We start from the raw sequence: 17307 nt of genomic DNA on the forward strand, positions 1-17307 counted from the left end.
ACTTACGTCGGAGCCGGTCCCCCGCCGGACCGGATCCGCGCTCCGGGGCCGTGCTCGCGGACAGGCCCCGGCGCCGGGCCGTGAACGCACCCGTGGCGGGAGGCGTTCGTTCAGGGCCGGCGGCGGTTCCCGCCGGCGCTCACGCTGTGGAGGATGTCCTCGAAGCGGGAGGCGCAGCCCTCCAGGGCGAACTCCCGCTCGGCCAGGGCGCGGCTCTCCTTGCCGAGCCGCTCGGCGCGGGCCGGGTCGGACAGGACCTCCCGGACCCAGGTGGCCGCACCGTCGAGTGCCGACTCCTGCGGAGGGAAGACCGCCGACCCCGCCTGCCTGAGCAGCCGCGCGGCGAGGTTGTCGGCGGGCATCAGGCCGAGCACCGGCCGCCCGGCGCACAGATAGGACAGCGTCTTGGACGGGACCGAGAACTGCCCCGCCCCCGGGTCCAGCAGGACGACGAGGACGTCACCGGTGCCCAGTACCTCGGGCAGCCGCTCGTAGGGCTGGAAGGGCAGCAGGGTCAGGTCGACGCCCCGCGCCGCGGCGGCGTCCCTGAGGACGGGTACGGCGGGGCCGTCGTTGACGACGACGAGACGTACCGGGCTTCCCTGCTCGCGCAGTCGCTCGGCCAGTCGCACCAGCAGCTCGGGGTTGTGTTTCAGTCCGAGCGTGCCGGAGTACAGCACCGTCCGCACGTCGTGCAGACCGTGCTCCGCAGACCAGCCGTTGGTCCGTGCCACCGGGACGATCTCGTCCAGCGGCGCCCAGTTGGGAATGACGGTGACCTTGCCTGCGGTGCCCCACTGCTCGTGGACCCGTACGAACGAGTCGGCGATCACCACGACGGCCGCGGCCTGTCGCGCCGACCACTTCTCGCCCGCCTCGAACACCTTGGCCGCCAGGCCCATCGACTTGGCGACATCGGCGGCGGCGAAGCTCTTCAGCGCGACCGCGGTGACGTCCTGGTGCCACAGCACCCAGGGGATGCGCAGCCTCTTCAGGACGGCCGCGGTCACCACCAGGACCGGGATCGGCATGTTGGACAGCAGCGCCACGTCGGGTTTCTCGCGGCGCACCTGCCGGGCCAGTTCGAGACCCAGCCGGGTCTCCTGGCCGAGCCGGCGGACGTAGGCGTCCTTGCGCAGTCTGACACCGTCGCCGATGGTGGCGAAGCGCAGGCCCGCGGCGGGTGCGGCGAGGTCGCCCTTGCCGGAGACGTAGGCCGTGCACGTCGAGTGGACGACCTGGTGACCGCGGCGTGCCAGCTCCCGGCTCAGCTGGGCCTGGAACGGGTGGCCGCTGTAGTCGTGGACGAGGATCCTCATCGTCTCGTGTCCTCGCGACGCGTCGGGCGTCACTGGTGGGAGCGCTTGACCTGGTCGTAGACCCACGCGTAGGTCCGTTCCAGTCCGTCGGCCAGGGAGACCGACGGTTCCCAGCCGTAGATCTCGCGGATCAGGGTGTTGTCGGAGTTGCGGCCGCGTACGCCCTGGGGGGCGTCCAGCCGGTGGCTGCGCTCGCAGTGGATGCCGGCGATCTTCTCGACGATGTCGACGAGCTGGTTGATGGTCACCAGCTCCGAGGAGCCGAGGTTGACCGGTTCGCCGCTGTCTCCCTCCATGATCATCTGGCTGCCGTGCAGACAGTCGTCGATGTACATGAAGGAACGGGTCTGCAGGCCGTCGCCCCAGATCTCGATCCGGTGGTCGCCGGAGAGCACCGCCTCGGCCACCTTCCGGCACACCGCGGCGGGGGCCTTCTCCCGGCCGCCGGCCCAAGTGCCGTGCGGGCCGTAGACGTTGTGGTAGCGGGCGACGCGGGTGGTGAACCCGTAGTCCTCCGTGTAGTGGCGGCACATGCGCTCGGAGAAGAGCTTCTCCCAGCCGTAGCCGTCCTCGGGCTGTGCCGGGTAGGCGTCCTCCTCGCGGAGCGCGGTGACGTTCGGGTCGGTCTGCCTGGCGGCGGCGTAGACGCAGGCGGAGGAGGAGTAGAAGTAGCGCTCCACCCCGGCCTCGTGGGCGGCCTGCAGCATGTGGGTGCTGGTCAGGACCGACATCATGCAGGCGGCCTTGTTGTTCTCGATGAAGCCCATGCCGCCCATGTCGGCGGCCAGCATGTACACCTGCCGTGCGCCCCGGACGCCCGCGCGCGCGTTCTCCAGCAGCGACAGGTCGGCGATCACGTTCTCCGCGGCGTCGTGCACCTGGTACCACTGGTCCCGGGGCTTGATGTCGATGGAGCGGACGGTGAGCCCCTGGGCCAGGAGGGAGCCCACGAGATGGCCTCCGATGAATCCCCCGCCACCGGCAACGACGACGTCGACCTGCTTGCCCATGGGCAACTCCTCTGTCCGAAGATCGGATGACCTGGCACGATAAAGCAATGCACATTTGTCCTGATTTTCGGCAAATGGCACGCCGATCGGCCTCCCCGCGTCACCCGATGACGGTGCTGAGCGGACGGCCGCGCGCGGCTCCCGGATTCGCGCGCGCCTGTACGGCTTCATGGTGGACGGGCGCTATAACCCTGTTGATGAGCTTTCAGGCGAAATACCCGACTGGTCACGACCTTCGGTGGCGCGAGGCTCCCGTCCGCAGCGTGGCCGCGGTCTCCCTCTGGGCCGTGGCGCTGCTGGTCCTGCTGCCGGGGCTGATCCTCCAGTCGGACGGCGCGCACCTGTCGGTCCCGCTCGCCGTGCAGGGGGTGGTGCTGGGACACAGCGGTGTGGCCCTCATCCGTGTGCTCACCGGGACGACGGTGCGGCTCACCGCCCTCGGTTTCTGGGTCTTCGCCTACATCTGGCTCGGCCTCGCGCCCCTGGCGCAGCTCGCCACCGACACCTACCCCTGGGCCTACCGGACCGGCCAGGGCACCGCGCTCACGGCCGTGGCCGTCGTCGAACTCGGGCTCCTCGCCCACAGTGCGGGAGCCGCCGTCGCCGCCCGCCGGGAGCGCGCCCGTACGGCGGCCGGGTCCGCCACCTGCTCGCCGGGGCCGGTGGAACGGCTGTTGTCCCGCCGTCTCGCGCCCTGGCGCCTGCTGTCGCTGTGCGGGCTCGCCCTGGCCCTGGCGGCGCTGCTCATCCCGGGTCAACCGGGCGGCGTCGGCGCCTACTTCACGAGCCGTCAGGCGCTGCGCGAGGCGGGCTTCACCGACGGTGCGGACGACGCCTTCCTGTCGGCCCTGCGCAGCTGGTCCCTGTCCGTGCCCGCGTTCTGGGCGCTGCTGGGCCTGCTGTACGTACCGCGCGTGCCCGGCGGCGACCGTCTGCTGCGCGGCATCCGCCGGCTGCTGCTGCCGCTGCTCCTCGCACTGAACGTCGTCGTCAACAACCCCGTCAGCAAACCGCGGTTCTGGTTCGGCACGGTCCTGCTGACCCTGCTGTTCGCCGTTCCCCGGCTGAGCCGGCCCCGCGCCTTCCGCGTCATCGCGGCCACCCTCATGGCGACCGTGCTGCTGCTCTTCCCGTACAGCGACTACTTCCGCTACAGCGACCGTGAGCAGTTCACCGTCGTCTCGCTGTCCGCGCAGTTCACCGCCAACGGCGACTACGACGCCTTCCAGCAGGTGCAGACCGGCATCGACATGGCGCGGGACCAGGGATTCTCACCGCAGGGCGTCCTGGGTCCGGTGCTGTTCCCGGTCCCCCGCTCGCTGTGGCCGGACAAGCCGGGGGACACCGGCATCACCCTGGCCCAGTACGCCGGCTACGACTTCCTCAACCTCTCCGCCCCGCTGTGGATCGAGAGTTACCTGTGGGCCGGCCCGCCCGCCGTGGCCGCCGTGTTCTTCCTGCTCGGCGCGGCCGGCCGGCGCATGGACGACGTGCGCCACCGGCTCCGCGACCGGGCGGGCGCCCTCGCGACGTTCCTGGTCCCGGCCTTCGCCTTCTACCAGATCGTCTTCCTGCGCGGCAGCCTGCTGGGGATCGTCGGGCCGCTGACGCTGCTGGTGACCGTTCCGCTGCTCGTCACCACCCCCGGCGCGCGCGCAGCCCGGCTCGTCCCGTCGGCGCCGCCGACCGCACCCACCCGCCCCGCACCGCTGCCCGGAACAGGAGGGCACCCGTGACCGGCCCCATCCACCTCTACGACCGGTACGACGAGCCGGACCAGCTACGCGACCAGCTCCGCCGGCTCCTGCGCCACCGCGTCGTCATCGCCCTCGGTATCGTCCTGGGACTGCTCGGCGGCGCCGCCCTGGCCCTCTCCGGCGCCCACACCTACACCTCCACCAGCGAAGTCCTCGTACGCTCCACCGCCGATCCCTTCGGCACGGTCAGTGTGGCCGCCGACAGCCAGGTCAGCATGGGCACCGAGCAGCAGATCGCCGCCAGCACCGCGGTCGCAGTCCGCGCGGCACGCCTCATGGGACAGGCCGACGGCACGGCGGCCGCACTGGAGGACGATCTGCGGATCACCAACCAGGCGAAGTCCCAGGTGCTGCGCTTCGAGTTCACCGCCCGCACCCCGAAGCGCGCGGCGCGCGGCGCCAACGCCTTCGCCGAGGCGTATCTGGCCGACCGCAAGGCGCGCAACGAAGCCGCCGCCCTGCGGGCCACCCGCGGCGTGGAGCAGCAGATCAAGACGGTGGAGGCGGCTCAGAAGAAGGAGACGGAGGACGACGACGCCGCCAAGGCCCTGCAGAGCCAGCTCGACACGCTGCACAAGCGCGTCGTCGACATCAACTCCCGGGACACCGAGGGAGGCGACATCGTCCGCCGCGGCGAGGCGCCCGCCCGTCCCTCGGTGCCCGGCCTGCCGGCCCTGCTCGCACTCGGACTGGCGGGCGGGCTGGCCCTCGGCATCCTGCTGGCCTGGCTGCGCTCCGCCCTCGACACCCGGGTCCGGTCGGCCGACGAGGCCCGGGCCGCGCTGCGCACCCCGGTGCTCGGCCTGCTGCCCACCGGGCACGACGAGAACGGCGACCTGCCGGCGGTGGGTCGCCAGGGCGGTGACCGGGCCGAGATCCTGCGCGCCCTCGCCTACCGCCTGCGCGGGACCGGTCTGCCCGCCGGCACCGGCCGGCTCCTCGTCGTCTCCCCCCGGCGCGGCGCCGCCACCGAGGAGGTCGCGGTGAATCTGGCCGCGGCCCTCGCGGAGTGCGGCGACGAGGTGCTGCTCGTGGACGCCGACCCCGGCACGGCCGCCCTCACGGCCCGGCTGCCGCTGCTGCCGGACGACGCCCGCACGGCCGAGGACGCCTCCTCCCTGCCCGCCGGGAGCCGCCTCGTCGACGCCGGGACCGCCGGGCGGTTCGCCTGCTGCGCCGGCGGCGGCTCCGGTTCGCCCGACCGGGCGGGCGGGTCCGCCGCCGTCCACCGGTTGCCGGCCGGGTCCGACTCCCGCACCACGGTCGTCGTCACCCGGCCGCTTCTGGAGCACGCCGACGCCCTGGCCCTCGCCCACCGTGTCGACGGCGTCCTGCTGGTCGCCGGCCTCGGCACCACCCGGCGGGACGACCTCAGGCGGGTGCACGAGCTGGTCGGCTGCTCCGGCGGAACCCTCCTCGGCATCGTGCTCGACGCCGGCCGCCGGCGCGGACGCCTCCGCGCCGTTCTGCGCCGCCGCCCCGCGCGCCGCCCGGAGGCGGAGACCGCCACGCCGGTCGTGGAGCTCCCGGCGCAGGACGACACGCTCTCGGTCTCCCGCGGATGACCGCCCCGGAAGCGACCGCGGCCGCCCCCGCCGCCACCAGCGTCGCCGCCGCCGCGCGGGGCGGGTGGTGGGGTGTGGCGGGTTCCGCGACGAACGCCGTCTTCGCCTTCGTCTTCGTCGGCCTGATCACCCGCGCCCTCGGAGCGCAGGGCGCGGGTTCGGTCTTCACGGGCGTGGCCCTGTTCACCATCCTCGGCAACACCTGCAAGCTCGGCGCCGACAGCGGGCTCGTCCGTCTGGTCTCGCGGGACATCGCGGTGGGCGGCGGCCGCTCGGTGGGCGGTCTGCTGCGCGCGGCCCTCGTACCCGCGGCCGTGGCCAGTACGGCGGCCGCCCTGGTCCTCCTGCTGTGCCCGGCGGTGGCCACCACGCTCCTGCCGCACCTGCCGCCGGCCGACGCGGTCGCCCTGGTCCGGCTCTTCGGGCTGTTCCTGCCCCTCGCCACCGTCGGACTGGTCCTGCTCGGCGCCACCCAGGGCCACGGCACCGTGCTGCCGTTCGTCGGCGTGGAGCAGGTCGGCAAGCCGGTGCTGCGCGTGCTGATCGCCGTACCGGTGGCCGCCTGTGTGCCGGGCCTGCTCCCTCTGGCCGCGGCCTGGTTGCTGCCCGCGCTGGCCGGCACCCTGGCCGCCTGGCCGGCCCTGCGCCGCTGCCGCGCCCTGCGCGGCACCACGCGGCCGGCCGTGCGCGGAGCCGTTCCCTGGCGCGCCTTCTGGAGCTTCGCGGCACCCCGCGCGATCTCGTCCGTCTTCGACATCAGCGCGGTCTGGGTCGGCGTCATCCTGCTGTCCGCGCTGGCCACCGGCGCCGAGGCGGGCGTCTACACCGCCATCGGCCGCGTCGTCACCGCGGGCACCCTGCTGCAACTGGCCGTGCGGCTCGCCGTGGCACCCCAGATCAGCAGGCTGCTCGCCGTCGACCAGGTCGCCGAGGCGCGCCACCTGCACCGGGTCTCGACCTGCTGGATCGTGCTCTTCTCCTGGCCGCTGTTCGTCCTCGTGGCCGCCTTCCCGCGGACCGTGCTGTCGCTCTTCGGCCCGGAGTTCGTCCGCGGAGCGCCCGCCCTGGTCGTGCTGTGCCTGGCCTCGATGGTCAACGTGGCGGTCGGCAACGCCCAGACCGTGCTGCTGATGTCCGGCAGGAGTTCCTGGCACCTGGCCGTCACCGCGCTGGCGTTCACGGTGCAGTTGACGGTGGGCCTGCTCGCCGTGCCGCGGTGGGGCGTCGTCGGGGCCGCCGTGTCCTGGGGCGCGGCCATCGTGGTGGAGAACCTCTCGGCCGCCCTGCTCATCCGGCGCCGCCTCGGCTTCACGACCGTGGACCGGGGCTACACCACCGCCCTCGGTACCGGACTTGCCGTCTCGGTGGTGCTGGCCGCCGTGCGCTCACTGGGAGGTGACACCACGTCAGGACTCGCCGCCGGGATGACGTTGGGATTGTGTGCGTTTGGTACTACTTTGTGGTGGTATCGCAGGCCGCTGGGAGTGAGTGAGCTGGTCGGAGTCCTGCGCCGTCGCGCCGCATGAGCCCGGGCAAGGGTGTGCGGTCCGGGTGCGGCGGGCCCCGTGTCATTCCCCGCGTGTCGCCCACACCACTGCCATCCGGGGTGTCCTTTGCGCCTGAGAAATCTCCCGTCGAGGGCGGCCACCAGTGCTGTCGCCGCCACGCTCCTGTGCTCCGCCGCCCTGCTCCAACCCGCTCCCGCCACGGCCGCCGGCGAACCCAGGACATCGTTCACCGCCGACCCGCTGACCACGTGGCAGACGAACGGCATCGTCTGGTCACTGGCCGCCGCGCACGGTGTCGTCTATGTCGGGGGGACCTTCGACTCGGTGCGGCCGCCGGGCGCCAGGCCGGGCGACCGGGAGGTCCCGCGCCGCAACTTCGCCGCGTTCGACGCGGTGACCGGCGCCCTGCTGCCGTGCGCGCCGTCGTTCACCGGGGGCGAGGGAACGGTCCGCGCGCTCAAGACCTCACCGGACGGCCGGGTGCTGTACGTGGGCGGCTCCTTCAGCCGTGTCGGGTCCACCGGCGTGGCGAGCGCCGTCGCCCTGGACACGGCCGACTGCTCCGTGCGCAGGGAGTTCCGGCCGGCGGTGTCCGCGACCGTCCGGGCGATCGACGCCACTGACCGGACGGTCTACCTCGGCGGTGACTTCCGCCAGGTCGACGGCCGGACCCGACAGCACATCGCCGCTTTCACCCCCAAGGGTGAGCTGCGGCCGTTCCGGGCCGACGTCGACGCTCCGGTGCGCGCGCTGTCGGTGGTGCCCTCGCACGACAAGATCTACGCCGGCGGTGACTTCGAGCGGGTCAACGGCCGGTCGGCCCACTCGCTGGTCGCCCTGAACTCCACCAGCGGGGCGACCGAGCACACCTTCCCCCACTGGCTGCCGCCCCGGTCGTCGGTGAAGTCGATCGCGCAGGACGGCTCCCGGTTCTACGTGGGTGCCGAGGGCCACGGCGAGGGCGTCTTCGACGGCCGTATCGCGGGCCGCCTCGACAACGACCGCATGGTCTGGAAGGACACCTGCCGCGGCGCCACCCAGGCCGTCCTGCCCTACCGGGGCGTCCTCTACAGCGCCTCGCACGCCCACGACTGCCATGAGACGCCGGGCGGGTTCCCGGAGCGGCAGGACCGGCAGCACCTGCTGGCCCAGTCGCCCCGGGACAGCAGGATCATGCACTGGTTCCCCGACACCGACGAAGGGACGGGGGAACAGGTCGGGCCCCGCGCGCTGACGGTCGCCCGTGGCGTCCTGTGGGTGGGCGGTGAGTTCACCCGGGTCAACGGCGAGCCCCAGCAGACCCTCACCCGCTTCGGCGCCGGCCCCGACACCGGGGCACCGGCGGTTCCCGCCCTCTCGCTCTCCGCCGAGCGCCCCGGACAGGTCACCCTGCACTGGAAGGCCTCGTGGGACCGGGACGACGCGCAGCTCACCTACCGGCTCTACCGGGACGGCCGGCTGGTCTCCCGGCAGCAGCGGTCATCGACCTACTGGAACCGCCCGTCGATGAGCCACACCGACTCCGTGGGCGCCGGCACCCGTCACCAGTACCGGATCGAGGTGACGGACGGGACGAACACCTCCCGGAAGTCGCCACCGTTGCACGTGACCGTGCCCGCGCAGGCGACGGCCGGAGCGGCGGGTGCCCCATGGAACTGACCCGAGTGGGATTCGCGCCCGGCGTCTACGACCTGTTCCACATCGGCCACCTCAACATCCTGCGCAGGGCACGCCTGCACTGTGACCGCCTCATCGCGGGAGTCGCCAGCGACGACCTGGTCGTGCGCCTCAAGGGCCGGTCGCCGGTCGTCCCGCTGGCCGAGCGCCTGGAGATCGTCAGCAACCTGCGCTGCGTCGACGTGGCCGTCGTCGAGTCGGAGGAGGACAAGCTGGCGACGTGGAGGAGCATCGGTTTCCACGTCATCTTCAAGGGGGACGACTGGCGGGGCACGCCCAAGTGGCAGGCTCTGGAACGGCGTTTCGCGCAGGTCGGTGTCGAGGTCGTCTACTTCCCCTACACCGTGCACACCTCCAGCACACTGCTGCGCGGTTCCCTGGAGCTGCTCGCCCAGCCCACGTCGCGGGAGAAGCTGTCAGCGCAGCTCGCGGAACCACTTGACCAGGAAGGCCGCCATGAACAGGAGGTGGGCCAGCAGCAATGCGCAGTACACGGAAAGGAAGACGTGCTGGCTGCCCAGGAATAGGAAGCTGAGGCAGGTGACTCCGTAGTCCACCGGCAGGAGCAGCAGGGACCGCAGCGCGGGTGCGGGCGCCGCCGGCGCCGGGGCCTGCGTCCGCCGCTTGAGCTGTTCGGTCAGGATGCCGGCGAAGAAGATCACCACGGCCGCCAGCTCGAACAGCAACGGAGCCAGCAGGAAGAGCGGGTCGGGCAGGGAGAAGAACCGGTAGAACGACACCAGGACGACCAGGTGCACCGTGACCAGTTTGACGCAGTCCAGCACATGGTCCAGCCACTCGCCGGACGGACTTCCCGAGCGCTGCGTGCGGGCGAGCTGTCCGTCCGCCGCGTCGAGGGCGAACCCCACGGCCAGGGCCGCGCAGACGCCCACCGACAGCCCCGGACCGGGCCGCACCAGGGCCACGGCGGCCAGGGCGGGAAAGGTGAACAGGGCGCCGAGCACCGTGAGCTGATTGGGGGTCGCACCGACGCGGTAGGCCAGGGCCGCCAGGACGCGGCCGGCCGGACGGTTGACGAACAGGGTGTAGACCGACACGCCCTTCGCCGGCTTCTGTGCGGCCGACATGTGCCTGAGCATCTCGATGAACCCGGTCATTTGGCTCCCTATCGGCTGGAAAGAAGGGGATTATGACAGAACGGGATGTATCCAGCTCCCGTCTCAGCCGTCGGCGGGTTCTGCGTGGCGGCGTCTCGGCGCTGGCCGCGACGGCCCTGTCGACCCGCGACGCGTCCGCCGTTCCGCGCCCCTCCACCGATCCGGACACCGTGGTCAACGTGGCCGATCTGGGGGCGGTGGGTGACGGGCGCACCGACGACACCGAAGCCTTCGAGATCGCCTACACGTTCGCCGCCGCACGGGTCTCCGGGGGAGTCGGCCGCGTGGTGGTCGAGATCCCCGCCGGTGAGTTCCTGATCACCCGTCCGCACGCACTGCTGAACGGTGTCGCTCCGCCGCGGCCCGCGAGCGGGCTCCGGTTCTCCGGTGCGGGCAGGCGCATGACCAGTCTCGTCTTCCGTCCCGGCACCGGCCCCGGCTCCTTCCTCTGCCGCAACGAGGACGTCTGGTCCAACCTCTCCTTCGAACGCATGCAGTTCCGCTCGGCCACACCGGGCGCCTCCTTCTTCGACTCGTACTCGACCGGACAGGCGCAGGACTACCGGTTCTCCGAGTGCGAGTGGATGGGGGAATGGGAGTACGGGCTCGTCCTGAGCGGCACCGACACCAACTCGGAGATGCGGTGGGAGGCGTGCCGGGTCGGTGGCCGCTACCGGCGGGCGTTCCTGTACTCCGGGCTGACGCGGGACGGGCAGCAGGAGCCGAACGACCAGGACCAGTTCCTCAACTACTGGTTCACCGACATGAAGGTCGAATACGAGTGGGGCAACTTCCTTGAGTTCCCCTACGGCGGCTCCATCGCCTGCCGGGGCGGCTCGTACATCATCACGGGCAGACGTCCGCAGAGCACCCCGGAGTACGGCACCACCAGCACGTTCTTCCGCTTCCCCGGGGCCCGGCACCACGACTCGGTGCAGCGGTTCCACGCCCAGGACATCCGGTTCGAGGTGCGCAACCCCGACGTGGTCGTCATCGACTGCGTGTGGAACGGCGGCACGGTCCACTTCAGCGACTGCGACGACACCGGCCTCGCCTTCAAGGACTTCTCCGCCGAGGTCCGCCCGCACCGCTACGACGTGGGCCCGCGCGGGCCGCTGATCCGCTACGACTCCTGTCAGCTGGTGGGCCGCCACGAGTACCGGCCGGCCTCCGCGCCGGACCCCCTCCCGGTCCTCGCCCGCTACGACATGTGCCTGCTCCGCAGCCACACGGCACATGACTTCGCGGTCACCGCGGGCACGGGGCAGGTGCCCTTCGTGCGGTTCGTCAACTGCGTCGACACCTACGGCCCGGCCGACTCGCCCGTGTCCACCCCGTCCACCCCGCCCGCCCCGCCCCCGTGCCTCGCGCCGAGCCCGAGTCCGAGTCCGAGCCCGAGCCCGGCGTCGGCACCCGAACCGAGTCCCGCCACGATCCCCGCGCCGCAGCCGGCGACGCCCCCCGAGCCGAGCCCCGCGACGACTCCCGCCGCCCCGGACACCCCGACGCCGCTCGACACCGGCCAGGCGGGCTGCTCCTCCGCGCAGCAGAAGCCCCCCTGATCCGGTGTACTCCCCGCGCGCCCATCCGCGCAGCGGCGGGTCACCCGTGGGAGGGACTTCCCGGCGCCGATCACCGGCGGCGGACGCGTCGGCGCGCAAGCTCACTGATATCCGCAGTCCCGACGCCGGGAAACGGTCCGTCAGCGACACGGACCGACCCCGGTGGCCATTGCTTCAGGGGGCGCTGACACTCCGGAAAGGAGTCATCGCCACGCTCCGGACCCCGCTCTTCTCACCGGGTTCGCCACGGTGCGGCGCAGCAGTGAGCACCCCCCTCGTATCGCAGTCGGCCGCGTCGTTCCGTCCGGAATCACGCGGTCGCGCCACGACATGAAAGGCATCAGGATGTCACGCTTGGCGCATGCGGCGCTGCATCGGGTCCGTCCGGGCATGGCCGCGCTCACCGCCGTCGCCGCCGTCACCGCACTCGGCGTGTCCGGGCAGCCCGCGACGGCCGCCGGAACCTCCCCCTTCCGCGCGGGTGGCGCACCGTCAGGGATCAGCAAGCTCACGGGCGGTCTGACGACCCCCTGGGGGATCTCGTTCCTCCGGGGCCGCAACGCGGCGCTGGTGACGGAACGCGACACCGCCGTGGTCTGGAAGGTCGCCCTGGACGGCGCCAAGAAGAAGGTCGGCACGGTGCCGAACGCGGTGTGGAGCGAGCAGACGCAGGACAAGGGCGGTCTGCTGGGTGTCGCCACGTCACCGACCTGGAACGGGACCACCGACAAGGACGTGTTCTTCATGGAGACCACGGCCAAGGACAACCGTGTGGTCAAGATGAAGTTCGACGGGACCAGGCTGAGCAACTACACCCCCATCCTGACCGGAATCGTCCGGGACACCCAGCACAACGGCGGACAGATCGCCTTCGGGCCCGACGGATATCTGTACGTCGCCACCGGTGACGCCCAGAAGGGCCGTCTGGCCCAGGACAAGAAGTCACTCAACGGAAAGATCCTGCGGATCACCAAGAACGGTGCCGCGGCCCCCGGGAACCCGTTCGGGACACGCGTCTACAGCTACGGCCACCGCAATCCCCAGGGGCTGGCCTGGGACCGCGCCGGACGGCTGTGGTCGACCGAGATCGGCCTGGACACCTGGGACGAGCTCAACCTCGTCAAGCCGGGCCGGAACTACGGCTGGCCCACCTGCGAGGGTGCCTGCCGCACCGGGGGGATGACCGATCCGAAGATGGTCTGGGACCCGAACGAGGGAGGCGTGCCCGCCCAGATCGCGATCGTCAACGACGTGATCTACGCCTCCACGCTGAGCGGCCACCGGCTGTGGCGGGTGCCGATCGACTCCACCGGCCAGGACGTCGGACGGGCGACGGCCTACTACAACGGCGCCTACGGCCGGTTGCGGGCACTGGTCAAGGTCCCCGGCGCGGACCAGCTGTGGCTGGGCACGAGTGACCGCGGCATCGACAAGGACCTGCTCCTCAAGGTGACCATCAAGTGACGACGGTCGACCGAAGGCTCCCTCCCGCCCGGGGAGGGCAACACCCCCTCGCAGAAAGGAAGGTACGGCCCATGACCGACGCCGTCGAGCAGGTCGAGCAGCCCAGCCGCACGACCGAGGAGATCGACCGGACCGCCTGGCAGGCCCCCGGATACGTGGTCGTCGACACCGCGCTGGAGGTCACCGCCTACTCCCTCAGCGTCCGCTAACCGCCGTCATGCTGCTGCAGGTTCTCGGTACCGCGGCCGGCGGCGGCATCCCCCAGTGGAACTGCGCGTGCCCCGGGTGCTCCGGGGCACGCGCCCACCCCGGGCGGCGCCGCAGACACGCCTCGCTGGCCGTCCGTGCCGACGAGGGCCGCTGGTACCTCGTCAACGCCACTCCCGACATCGGCGACCAGATCGAGGCCCACCCGGTCCTCCACCCCGGGCCCGGGCCCCGGCAGACACCGGTCGCCGGGGTCGTGCTCACCGACGCCGAACTCGACCACACGCTGGGGATCGGGCGGCTGCGCGAGGCGGACGGCGTGGAGATCCTCGCCACCGCCCCGGTCCGCGAGGCGGTCGACGGCCGGCTGCGCCTCGGCGCGGTCCTCGCCCCGTACACCGAACTGACCTGGCGGGAGCTGCGGTGCGGGGGGACACAGCCGCTGCACGCCGACGCGGCCGTGCCGGCCGGATCCGGCGTGCGGATCAGCGCCGTACCCGTCTCCGGCAAGCGCCCGCGCTACGCCGCCGACGCACCCGGTGACGACGCCTGGGTCGTCGCGCTGCGCCTGTACGACCCCGCCACCGGCGGGACCGTCCTGTACGCCCCTGCCGTGGCCGCCTGGTCCGACGCGCTGCACCGCGCCGCCGCCGAGGCCGACTGCGTCATCGTCGACGGCACCTTCTGGGACGACGAGGAGCCCCGCCGCACCGGTATCTCCCCCCGTACCGCCACGGGCATGGGGCACCTGCCCATCGACGGACCCGGCGGCACCGCCGCCATCCTCGCCGGGCTGTCCGCCCGCTGTCTCTACACCCACCTCAACAACACGAACCCCCTCGTCGACCCCGCCGCGCCGCAGCACAAGCGGCTCGCCCGGCTGGGCCTCGACGTGGCCGACGACGGAATGGTGATCGAGCTGTGACCACGACACTCCCCCCGCCGCTGAAGCCCTGGAGCCGCGCCGAGTTCGAGGACCGCCTGCGCGCGGTGGGCCAGGACCGCTACCACGACCGCCATCCCTTCAACGTCCGTATGCACGAGGGCGACCTCAGTCCCAAGGAGGTGCGCTGCTGGATCACCAACCGCTTCCACTACCAGCGCCACATCCCGGTCAAGGACGCGCTGATCATCGCGAAGCTGGACTCGTCGCGGCTGCGGCGCATGTGGCTGCGGCGGATCGAGGACCACGACGGACGCGGCGAGGGCGAGGGCGGCATCGAGCGCTGGCTGCGGCTCGGCGAGGCGGCCGGCGTCGACCGCGAGACCCTGCTGTCGGGCGGGACCGTGCTGCCGGGCGTCCGGCTGGCCGTGGAGGGTTACGTCAACTTCTGCCGTCTGCGCTCCACCTTGGAGGCCGTCGCCGCCTCGCTCACCGAGCTGACCGCTCCGGACCTGATGCGCCTGCGCATCGAGGCGTTCGAGCGCCACTACCCCTGGATCGCGCCGGACGGGCTCGCCTACTTCCGGGCCCGCGTCGACCAGGGCCGGCGCGACAGTGCCGAGGCGCTGGACCTCGTGCTGGAGTGGGCCCGCACCCGTGAGGAGCAGGAGAAGGCCGTGGCCGCGCTCTCCTTCAAGTGCGATGTGCTGTGGTCCCTGCTCGACGCCGTACAGCAGTACGCGGCAGGGTCCGGGCACGTCGGGCAGGAGGAGCGGGCGCACGACCGGGACGGCGCATGGGAGCGGGTGTGATGCCGCGGACCGCGGACCAGTGGTGCCCGGCGCTCGCCCCCGCGCTGATGCTGCGGCACGACGCCGTGCGCGGCACGGACCTGCTGGTCCTGCCGGAACGCGTGGTCGTTCTCGAAGGCCATGGCGGCATGGTCGTCGGCCTGTGCGACGGCACCCGGACCGTGCCCGGGATCGTCGGCGAGCTGGCCGAGCGCTTTCCCGGCGCGCCGGTGGCCGCCACCGTCCCGGCCTTCCTCGACAGCCTGCGGCAGGAGGGCTGGCTGACGTGACCACCGCCGTGAACCCCGGGTCCGTCGTGGCGCCCGCACCCCCGTGGGCCCTGCTCGCCGAGCTCACCCACGCCTGCCCGCTGCACTGCCCGTACTGCTCGAACCCGCTGGAGCTGGCCCGCCGTTCCACCGAGCTGAGCACCGACGAGTGGACGGACGTCCTGCGTCAGGCCGGTGAACTGGGCGTCGTGCACACGCATCTGTCCGGCGGCGAGCCGCTGCTGCGCCCGGACCTGGAGCGGATCGTCGCCGCCGCCGAGGCCGCCGGGATCTACACACAGCTCGTCACGAGCGGGACCGGCCTGGACGAGGCCCGGCTGGGCGCCCTCACCGGGGCCGGGCTGCGCAGTGTCCAGCTCTCCGTCCAGCACGCCGAGCCGGAGGCCAACGACCGCATCGCCGGACGCCCCGCCTCCTTCGCCGTGAAGGAACGGGCCGCGGCGCTCGTCCGCCGGGCCGGGATCCCGCTCGGGCTGAACGTCGTGCTGCACCGCGACAACCTCGACGCCGTCGACGCCGTCATCGAGCTCGGCCTGGCCTGGGGTGCGGACCGCATCGAGCTGGCCAACGCGCAGTTCTACGGCTGGGGCCTGCTCAACCGGGCCGCGCTGCTGCCCACCCGGGACCAGCTGGCCCGCGCCCGGGAGACCGTGGAACGCCGCCGGGAGCAACTCGCCGGGCGGATCGACCTGGTATGGGTCGTCCCCGACTATTTCGACGGTGTGGCCAAGCCCTGCATGGGCGGCTGGGGAGCGGTCTCGCTCACCGTCGCGCCGGACGGGACCGTGCTGCCCTGCCCGGCGGCCGCCTCCCTGCCGGACCTGGACCCGCCCAACGTCCGCGACCACCGGCTCGCCTGGATCTGGGAGCGGTCACCGGCCTTCGACCGCTTCCGCGGCACCGACTGGATGACGGGCCCCTGCCGGGGCTGTCCCCGCCAGGAGGAGGACTTCGGCGGCTGCCGCTGCCAGGCGTTCGCCCTCACCGGCGACGCCGCCCGCACCGATCCGGCGTGCGCGCTCTCCCCCGACCACCACCTCGTCCGGGAGCCGGCCGACGGCGACCGGCCCGAGGCACCGCCGTACGTCCACCGCCGTCCCGGAGCGGTACCGGCGCCGGCGCCCGCCGTCGTCACCAACGACGGTCCGGAGGGCGGGGGCTCGTTGGGCGCCGCCCTGTCCCCCTCGTCCGCGTGACGGCTCGCCCGGGGTTCACAGCTCCCGCATCCCTTGCCGGAGCCCGGCGCCGGGGATCGGGAACGGGCCCGTGAGCGGCTGGTGCGGATCAGGGGCGGTGGGCAAGACTGGGGTCCGTGCCGTTCTTGAGGGGGTTGTGATGCAGGTAGCCGTGGTCACCTTCGACGGGTTCAACGAGCTCGACAGTTTCATCGCTTCGGCGCTGATCAACCGGTGCCGTGAGGACGGCCTGGAAGCCTTCGTCACGACGCCGGCGCCGGTGGTCAGGTCGATGAGCGGCGTGGAGGTGACCGGGCAGCGCCCGATGGAGTTCGTGACCGAGGCCGACGTCGTGCTGATCGGCAGTGGCGTGCGGACGCGGGACGTGGTCGCCGACGACGAGCTGGTCTCCCGGCTGCGGCTCGACCCTTCGCGCCAGCTGATCGGCGCGCAGTGCTCCGGCGCGCTGGTGCTCGCCCGGCTGGGGCTGCTGGAGGGCATGCCGGCGTGCACGGACAGGAAGAGCCGGCCGTTCGTCGAGGCCCGCGGCGTCACCGTGCTGGACGCGCCGTTCCACGCCGAGGGGAACATCGCGACAGCGGGTGGCTGCCTGGCGTCCCAGTACCTGGCCACCTGGGTGATCACCCGGACGCTCGGGGAAGCGGCCGCACGCGACGTCCTCGACTACGTGGCTCCGGTCGGCGAGAACCGGCAGACCGTCGACCGTGCTCTGCGTGCCGTCCGCACGGACGCGCTCGCGCCGCGCTGAGGCCGCGCGGCCGGCCCGGCGCCGTGGCTACGGCGGTGGTGGCGCTCCAGCCAGGGTTGGTGGTGCTCCCTGTGGTGCTGATCGCCCCGATCACCTGGGGATCGGTCTCCGAGGTTGCGCAGCGGGCGCTGCTCCGCCCGCTGCCCCGCCGGCTCGGTCCGCTGTAGATCTCGTCCGACAGTCGACCAGAACCCCCGCCGAGGCGGTTAAAC

15 protein-coding genes and 1 pseudogene are annotated in these 17307 nt (G+C 72.5%); 13 read left to right on the top strand and 3 right to left on the bottom strand.

Going from position 1 to position 17307, the window contains the following annotated elements:
- Nucleotides 1–110 precede the first annotated feature (110 nt).
- The gene (locus tag C3492_RS27285) at nt 111–1319 is read right to left on the bottom strand and encodes a glycosyltransferase family 4 protein (RefSeq protein ID WP_103814978.1); all 1209 of its coding nucleotides are present in this window, start codon (nt 1317–1319) and stop codon (nt 111–113) included.
- A 29-nt stretch (nt 1320–1348) separates the two neighbouring features.
- The gene (locus C3492_RS27290) at nt 1349–2329 is read right to left on the bottom strand and encodes an NAD-dependent epimerase/dehydratase family protein (protein ID WP_103814980.1); all 981 of its coding nucleotides are present in this window, start codon (nt 2327–2329) and stop codon (nt 1349–1351) included.
- Between the two features lie 263 nt (nt 2330–2592).
- Between C3492_RS27290 and C3492_RS27295 the strand changes: the two genes are divergently transcribed.
- The 5 genes and pseudogenes from C3492_RS27295 to C3492_RS27315 all read left to right on the top strand — a co-directional run.
- A complete protein-coding gene (locus tag C3492_RS27295; RefSeq protein WP_103814981.1) occupies nt 2593–4065 on the top strand; it encodes a hypothetical protein in 1473 nt (490 codons plus the stop codon).
- Nucleotides 4062–5651 carry a hypothetical protein gene (locus C3492_RS27300; RefSeq protein ID WP_103814983.1) on the top strand — a complete coding sequence of 530 codons (1590 nt, stop codon included), beginning with the start codon at nt 4062–4064 and terminating at the stop codon, nt 5649–5651. Before C3492_RS27295 ends, C3492_RS27300 begins: the two co-directional genes overlap by 4 nt.
- A complete protein-coding gene (locus C3492_RS27305; protein WP_103814985.1) occupies nt 5648–7177 on the top strand; it encodes an oligosaccharide flippase family protein in 1530 nt (509 codons plus the stop codon). Before C3492_RS27300 ends, C3492_RS27305 begins: the two co-directional genes overlap by 4 nt.
- Nucleotides 7178–7264: 87 nt before the next feature.
- Nucleotides 7265–8818 carry a hypothetical protein gene (locus tag C3492_RS27310; RefSeq protein WP_103814987.1) on the top strand — a complete coding sequence of 518 codons (1554 nt, stop codon included), beginning with the start codon at nt 7265–7267 and terminating at the stop codon, nt 8816–8818.
- Nucleotides 8809–9225: pseudogene (locus C3492_RS27315) on the top strand (adenylyltransferase/cytidyltransferase family protein); the annotation flags it as partial. The gene C3492_RS27310 and the pseudogene C3492_RS27315, both read left to right, overlap by 10 nt.
- Nucleotides 9226–9252: 27 nt before the next feature.
- On the opposite strand, the gene C3492_RS27320 reads toward C3492_RS27315, so the two are convergent.
- Nucleotides 9253–9954, bottom strand: coding sequence for a CDP-alcohol phosphatidyltransferase family protein (locus tag C3492_RS27320; protein ID WP_103814991.1), 702 nt, complete (start codon nt 9952–9954; stop codon nt 9253–9255).
- A 32-nt stretch (nt 9955–9986) separates the two neighbouring features.
- Here C3492_RS27320 and C3492_RS27325 point away from each other — a divergent pair, with 32 nt between their 5' ends.
- From C3492_RS27325 to C3492_RS27360, 8 genes are all read left to right on the top strand, one after another.
- Nucleotides 9987–11516, top strand: coding sequence for a glycosyl hydrolase family 28-related protein (locus C3492_RS27325; protein ID WP_103814993.1), 1530 nt, complete (start codon nt 9987–9989; stop codon nt 11514–11516).
- Nucleotides 11517–11906: 390 nt separating this feature from the next.
- Nucleotides 11907–12980 carry a sorbosone dehydrogenase family protein gene (locus C3492_RS27330; RefSeq protein ID WP_103815086.1) on the top strand — a complete coding sequence of 358 codons (1074 nt, stop codon included), beginning with the start codon at nt 11907–11909 and terminating at the stop codon, nt 12978–12980.
- 71 nt (nt 12981–13051) lie between these two features.
- Nucleotides 13052–13189: a pyrroloquinoline quinone precursor peptide PqqA gene (pqqA, locus tag C3492_RS27335; RefSeq protein WP_103814995.1), complete on the top strand. Its 138-nt coding sequence runs from the start codon at nt 13052–13054 to the stop codon at nt 13187–13189.
- A gap of 8 nt (nt 13190–13197) precedes the next feature.
- Entirely contained in the window at nt 13198–14112 is a 915-nt protein-coding gene (gene pqqB / locus C3492_RS27340) for a pyrroloquinoline quinone biosynthesis protein PqqB (protein ID WP_103814997.1), read from the top strand.
- Nucleotides 14109–14882: a pyrroloquinoline-quinone synthase PqqC gene (pqqC, locus tag C3492_RS27345; RefSeq protein WP_103814999.1), complete on the top strand. Its 774-nt coding sequence runs from the start codon at nt 14109–14111 to the stop codon at nt 14880–14882. Before pqqB ends, pqqC begins: the two co-directional genes overlap by 4 nt.
- Nucleotides 14882–15151 carry a pyrroloquinoline quinone biosynthesis peptide chaperone PqqD gene (gene pqqD / locus C3492_RS27350; protein ID WP_258055912.1) on the top strand — a complete coding sequence of 90 codons (270 nt, stop codon included), beginning with the start codon at nt 14882–14884 and terminating at the stop codon, nt 15149–15151. Before pqqC ends, pqqD begins: the two co-directional genes overlap by 1 nt.
- Nucleotides 15148–16347 carry a pyrroloquinoline quinone biosynthesis protein PqqE gene (gene pqqE / locus C3492_RS27355; RefSeq protein WP_103815001.1) on the top strand — a complete coding sequence of 400 codons (1200 nt, stop codon included), beginning with the start codon at nt 15148–15150 and terminating at the stop codon, nt 16345–16347. The genes pqqD and pqqE overlap by 4 nt, the downstream gene beginning before the upstream one ends.
- Before the next feature lie 139 nt (nt 16348–16486).
- Complete coding sequence (locus tag C3492_RS27360; RefSeq protein ID WP_103815003.1) at nt 16487–17095, top strand: DJ-1/PfpI family protein; 609 nt, start codon at nt 16487–16489, stop codon at nt 17093–17095.
- Nucleotides 17096–17307: the final 212 nt, after the last annotated feature.

It is taken from the genome of Streptomyces sp. Ru62 (assembly GCF_002920615.1).
GTDB lineage: Bacteria > Actinomycetota > Actinomycetes > Streptomycetales > Streptomycetaceae > Streptomyces.

Coding starts and splice junctions, on each gene's coding strand:
- C3492_RS27290 (WP_103814980.1), bottom strand. CDS start 2,329: ATGGGCAAGCAGGTCGACGTCGTCGTTGCCGGTGGCGGGGGATTCATC.
- pqqD (WP_258055912.1), top strand. CDS start 14,882: ATGCCGCGGACCGCGGACCAGTGGTGCCCGGCGCTCGCCCCCGCGCTG.
- pqqB (WP_103814997.1), top strand. CDS start 13,198: ATGCTGCTGCAGGTTCTCGGTACCGCGGCCGGCGGCGGCATCCCCCAG.
- pqqA (WP_103814995.1), top strand. CDS start 13,052: ATGACCGACGCCGTCGAGCAGGTCGAGCAGCCCAGCCGCACGACCGAG.
- C3492_RS27330 (WP_103815086.1), top strand. CDS start 11,907: ATGGCCGCGCTCACCGCCGTCGCCGCCGTCACCGCACTCGGCGTGTCC.
- C3492_RS27360 (WP_103815003.1), top strand. CDS start 16,487: ATGCAGGTAGCCGTGGTCACCTTCGACGGGTTCAACGAGCTCGACAGT.
- C3492_RS27325 (WP_103814993.1), top strand. CDS start 9,987: ATGACAGAACGGGATGTATCCAGCTCCCGTCTCAGCCGTCGGCGGGTT.
- C3492_RS27285 (WP_103814978.1), bottom strand. CDS start 1,319: ATGAGGATCCTCGTCCACGACTACAGCGGCCACCCGTTCCAGGCCCAG.
- C3492_RS27320 (WP_103814991.1), bottom strand. CDS start 9,954: ATGACCGGGTTCATCGAGATGCTCAGGCACATGTCGGCCGCACAGAAG.
- C3492_RS27305 (WP_103814985.1), top strand. CDS start 5,648: ATGACCGCCCCGGAAGCGACCGCGGCCGCCCCCGCCGCCACCAGCGTC.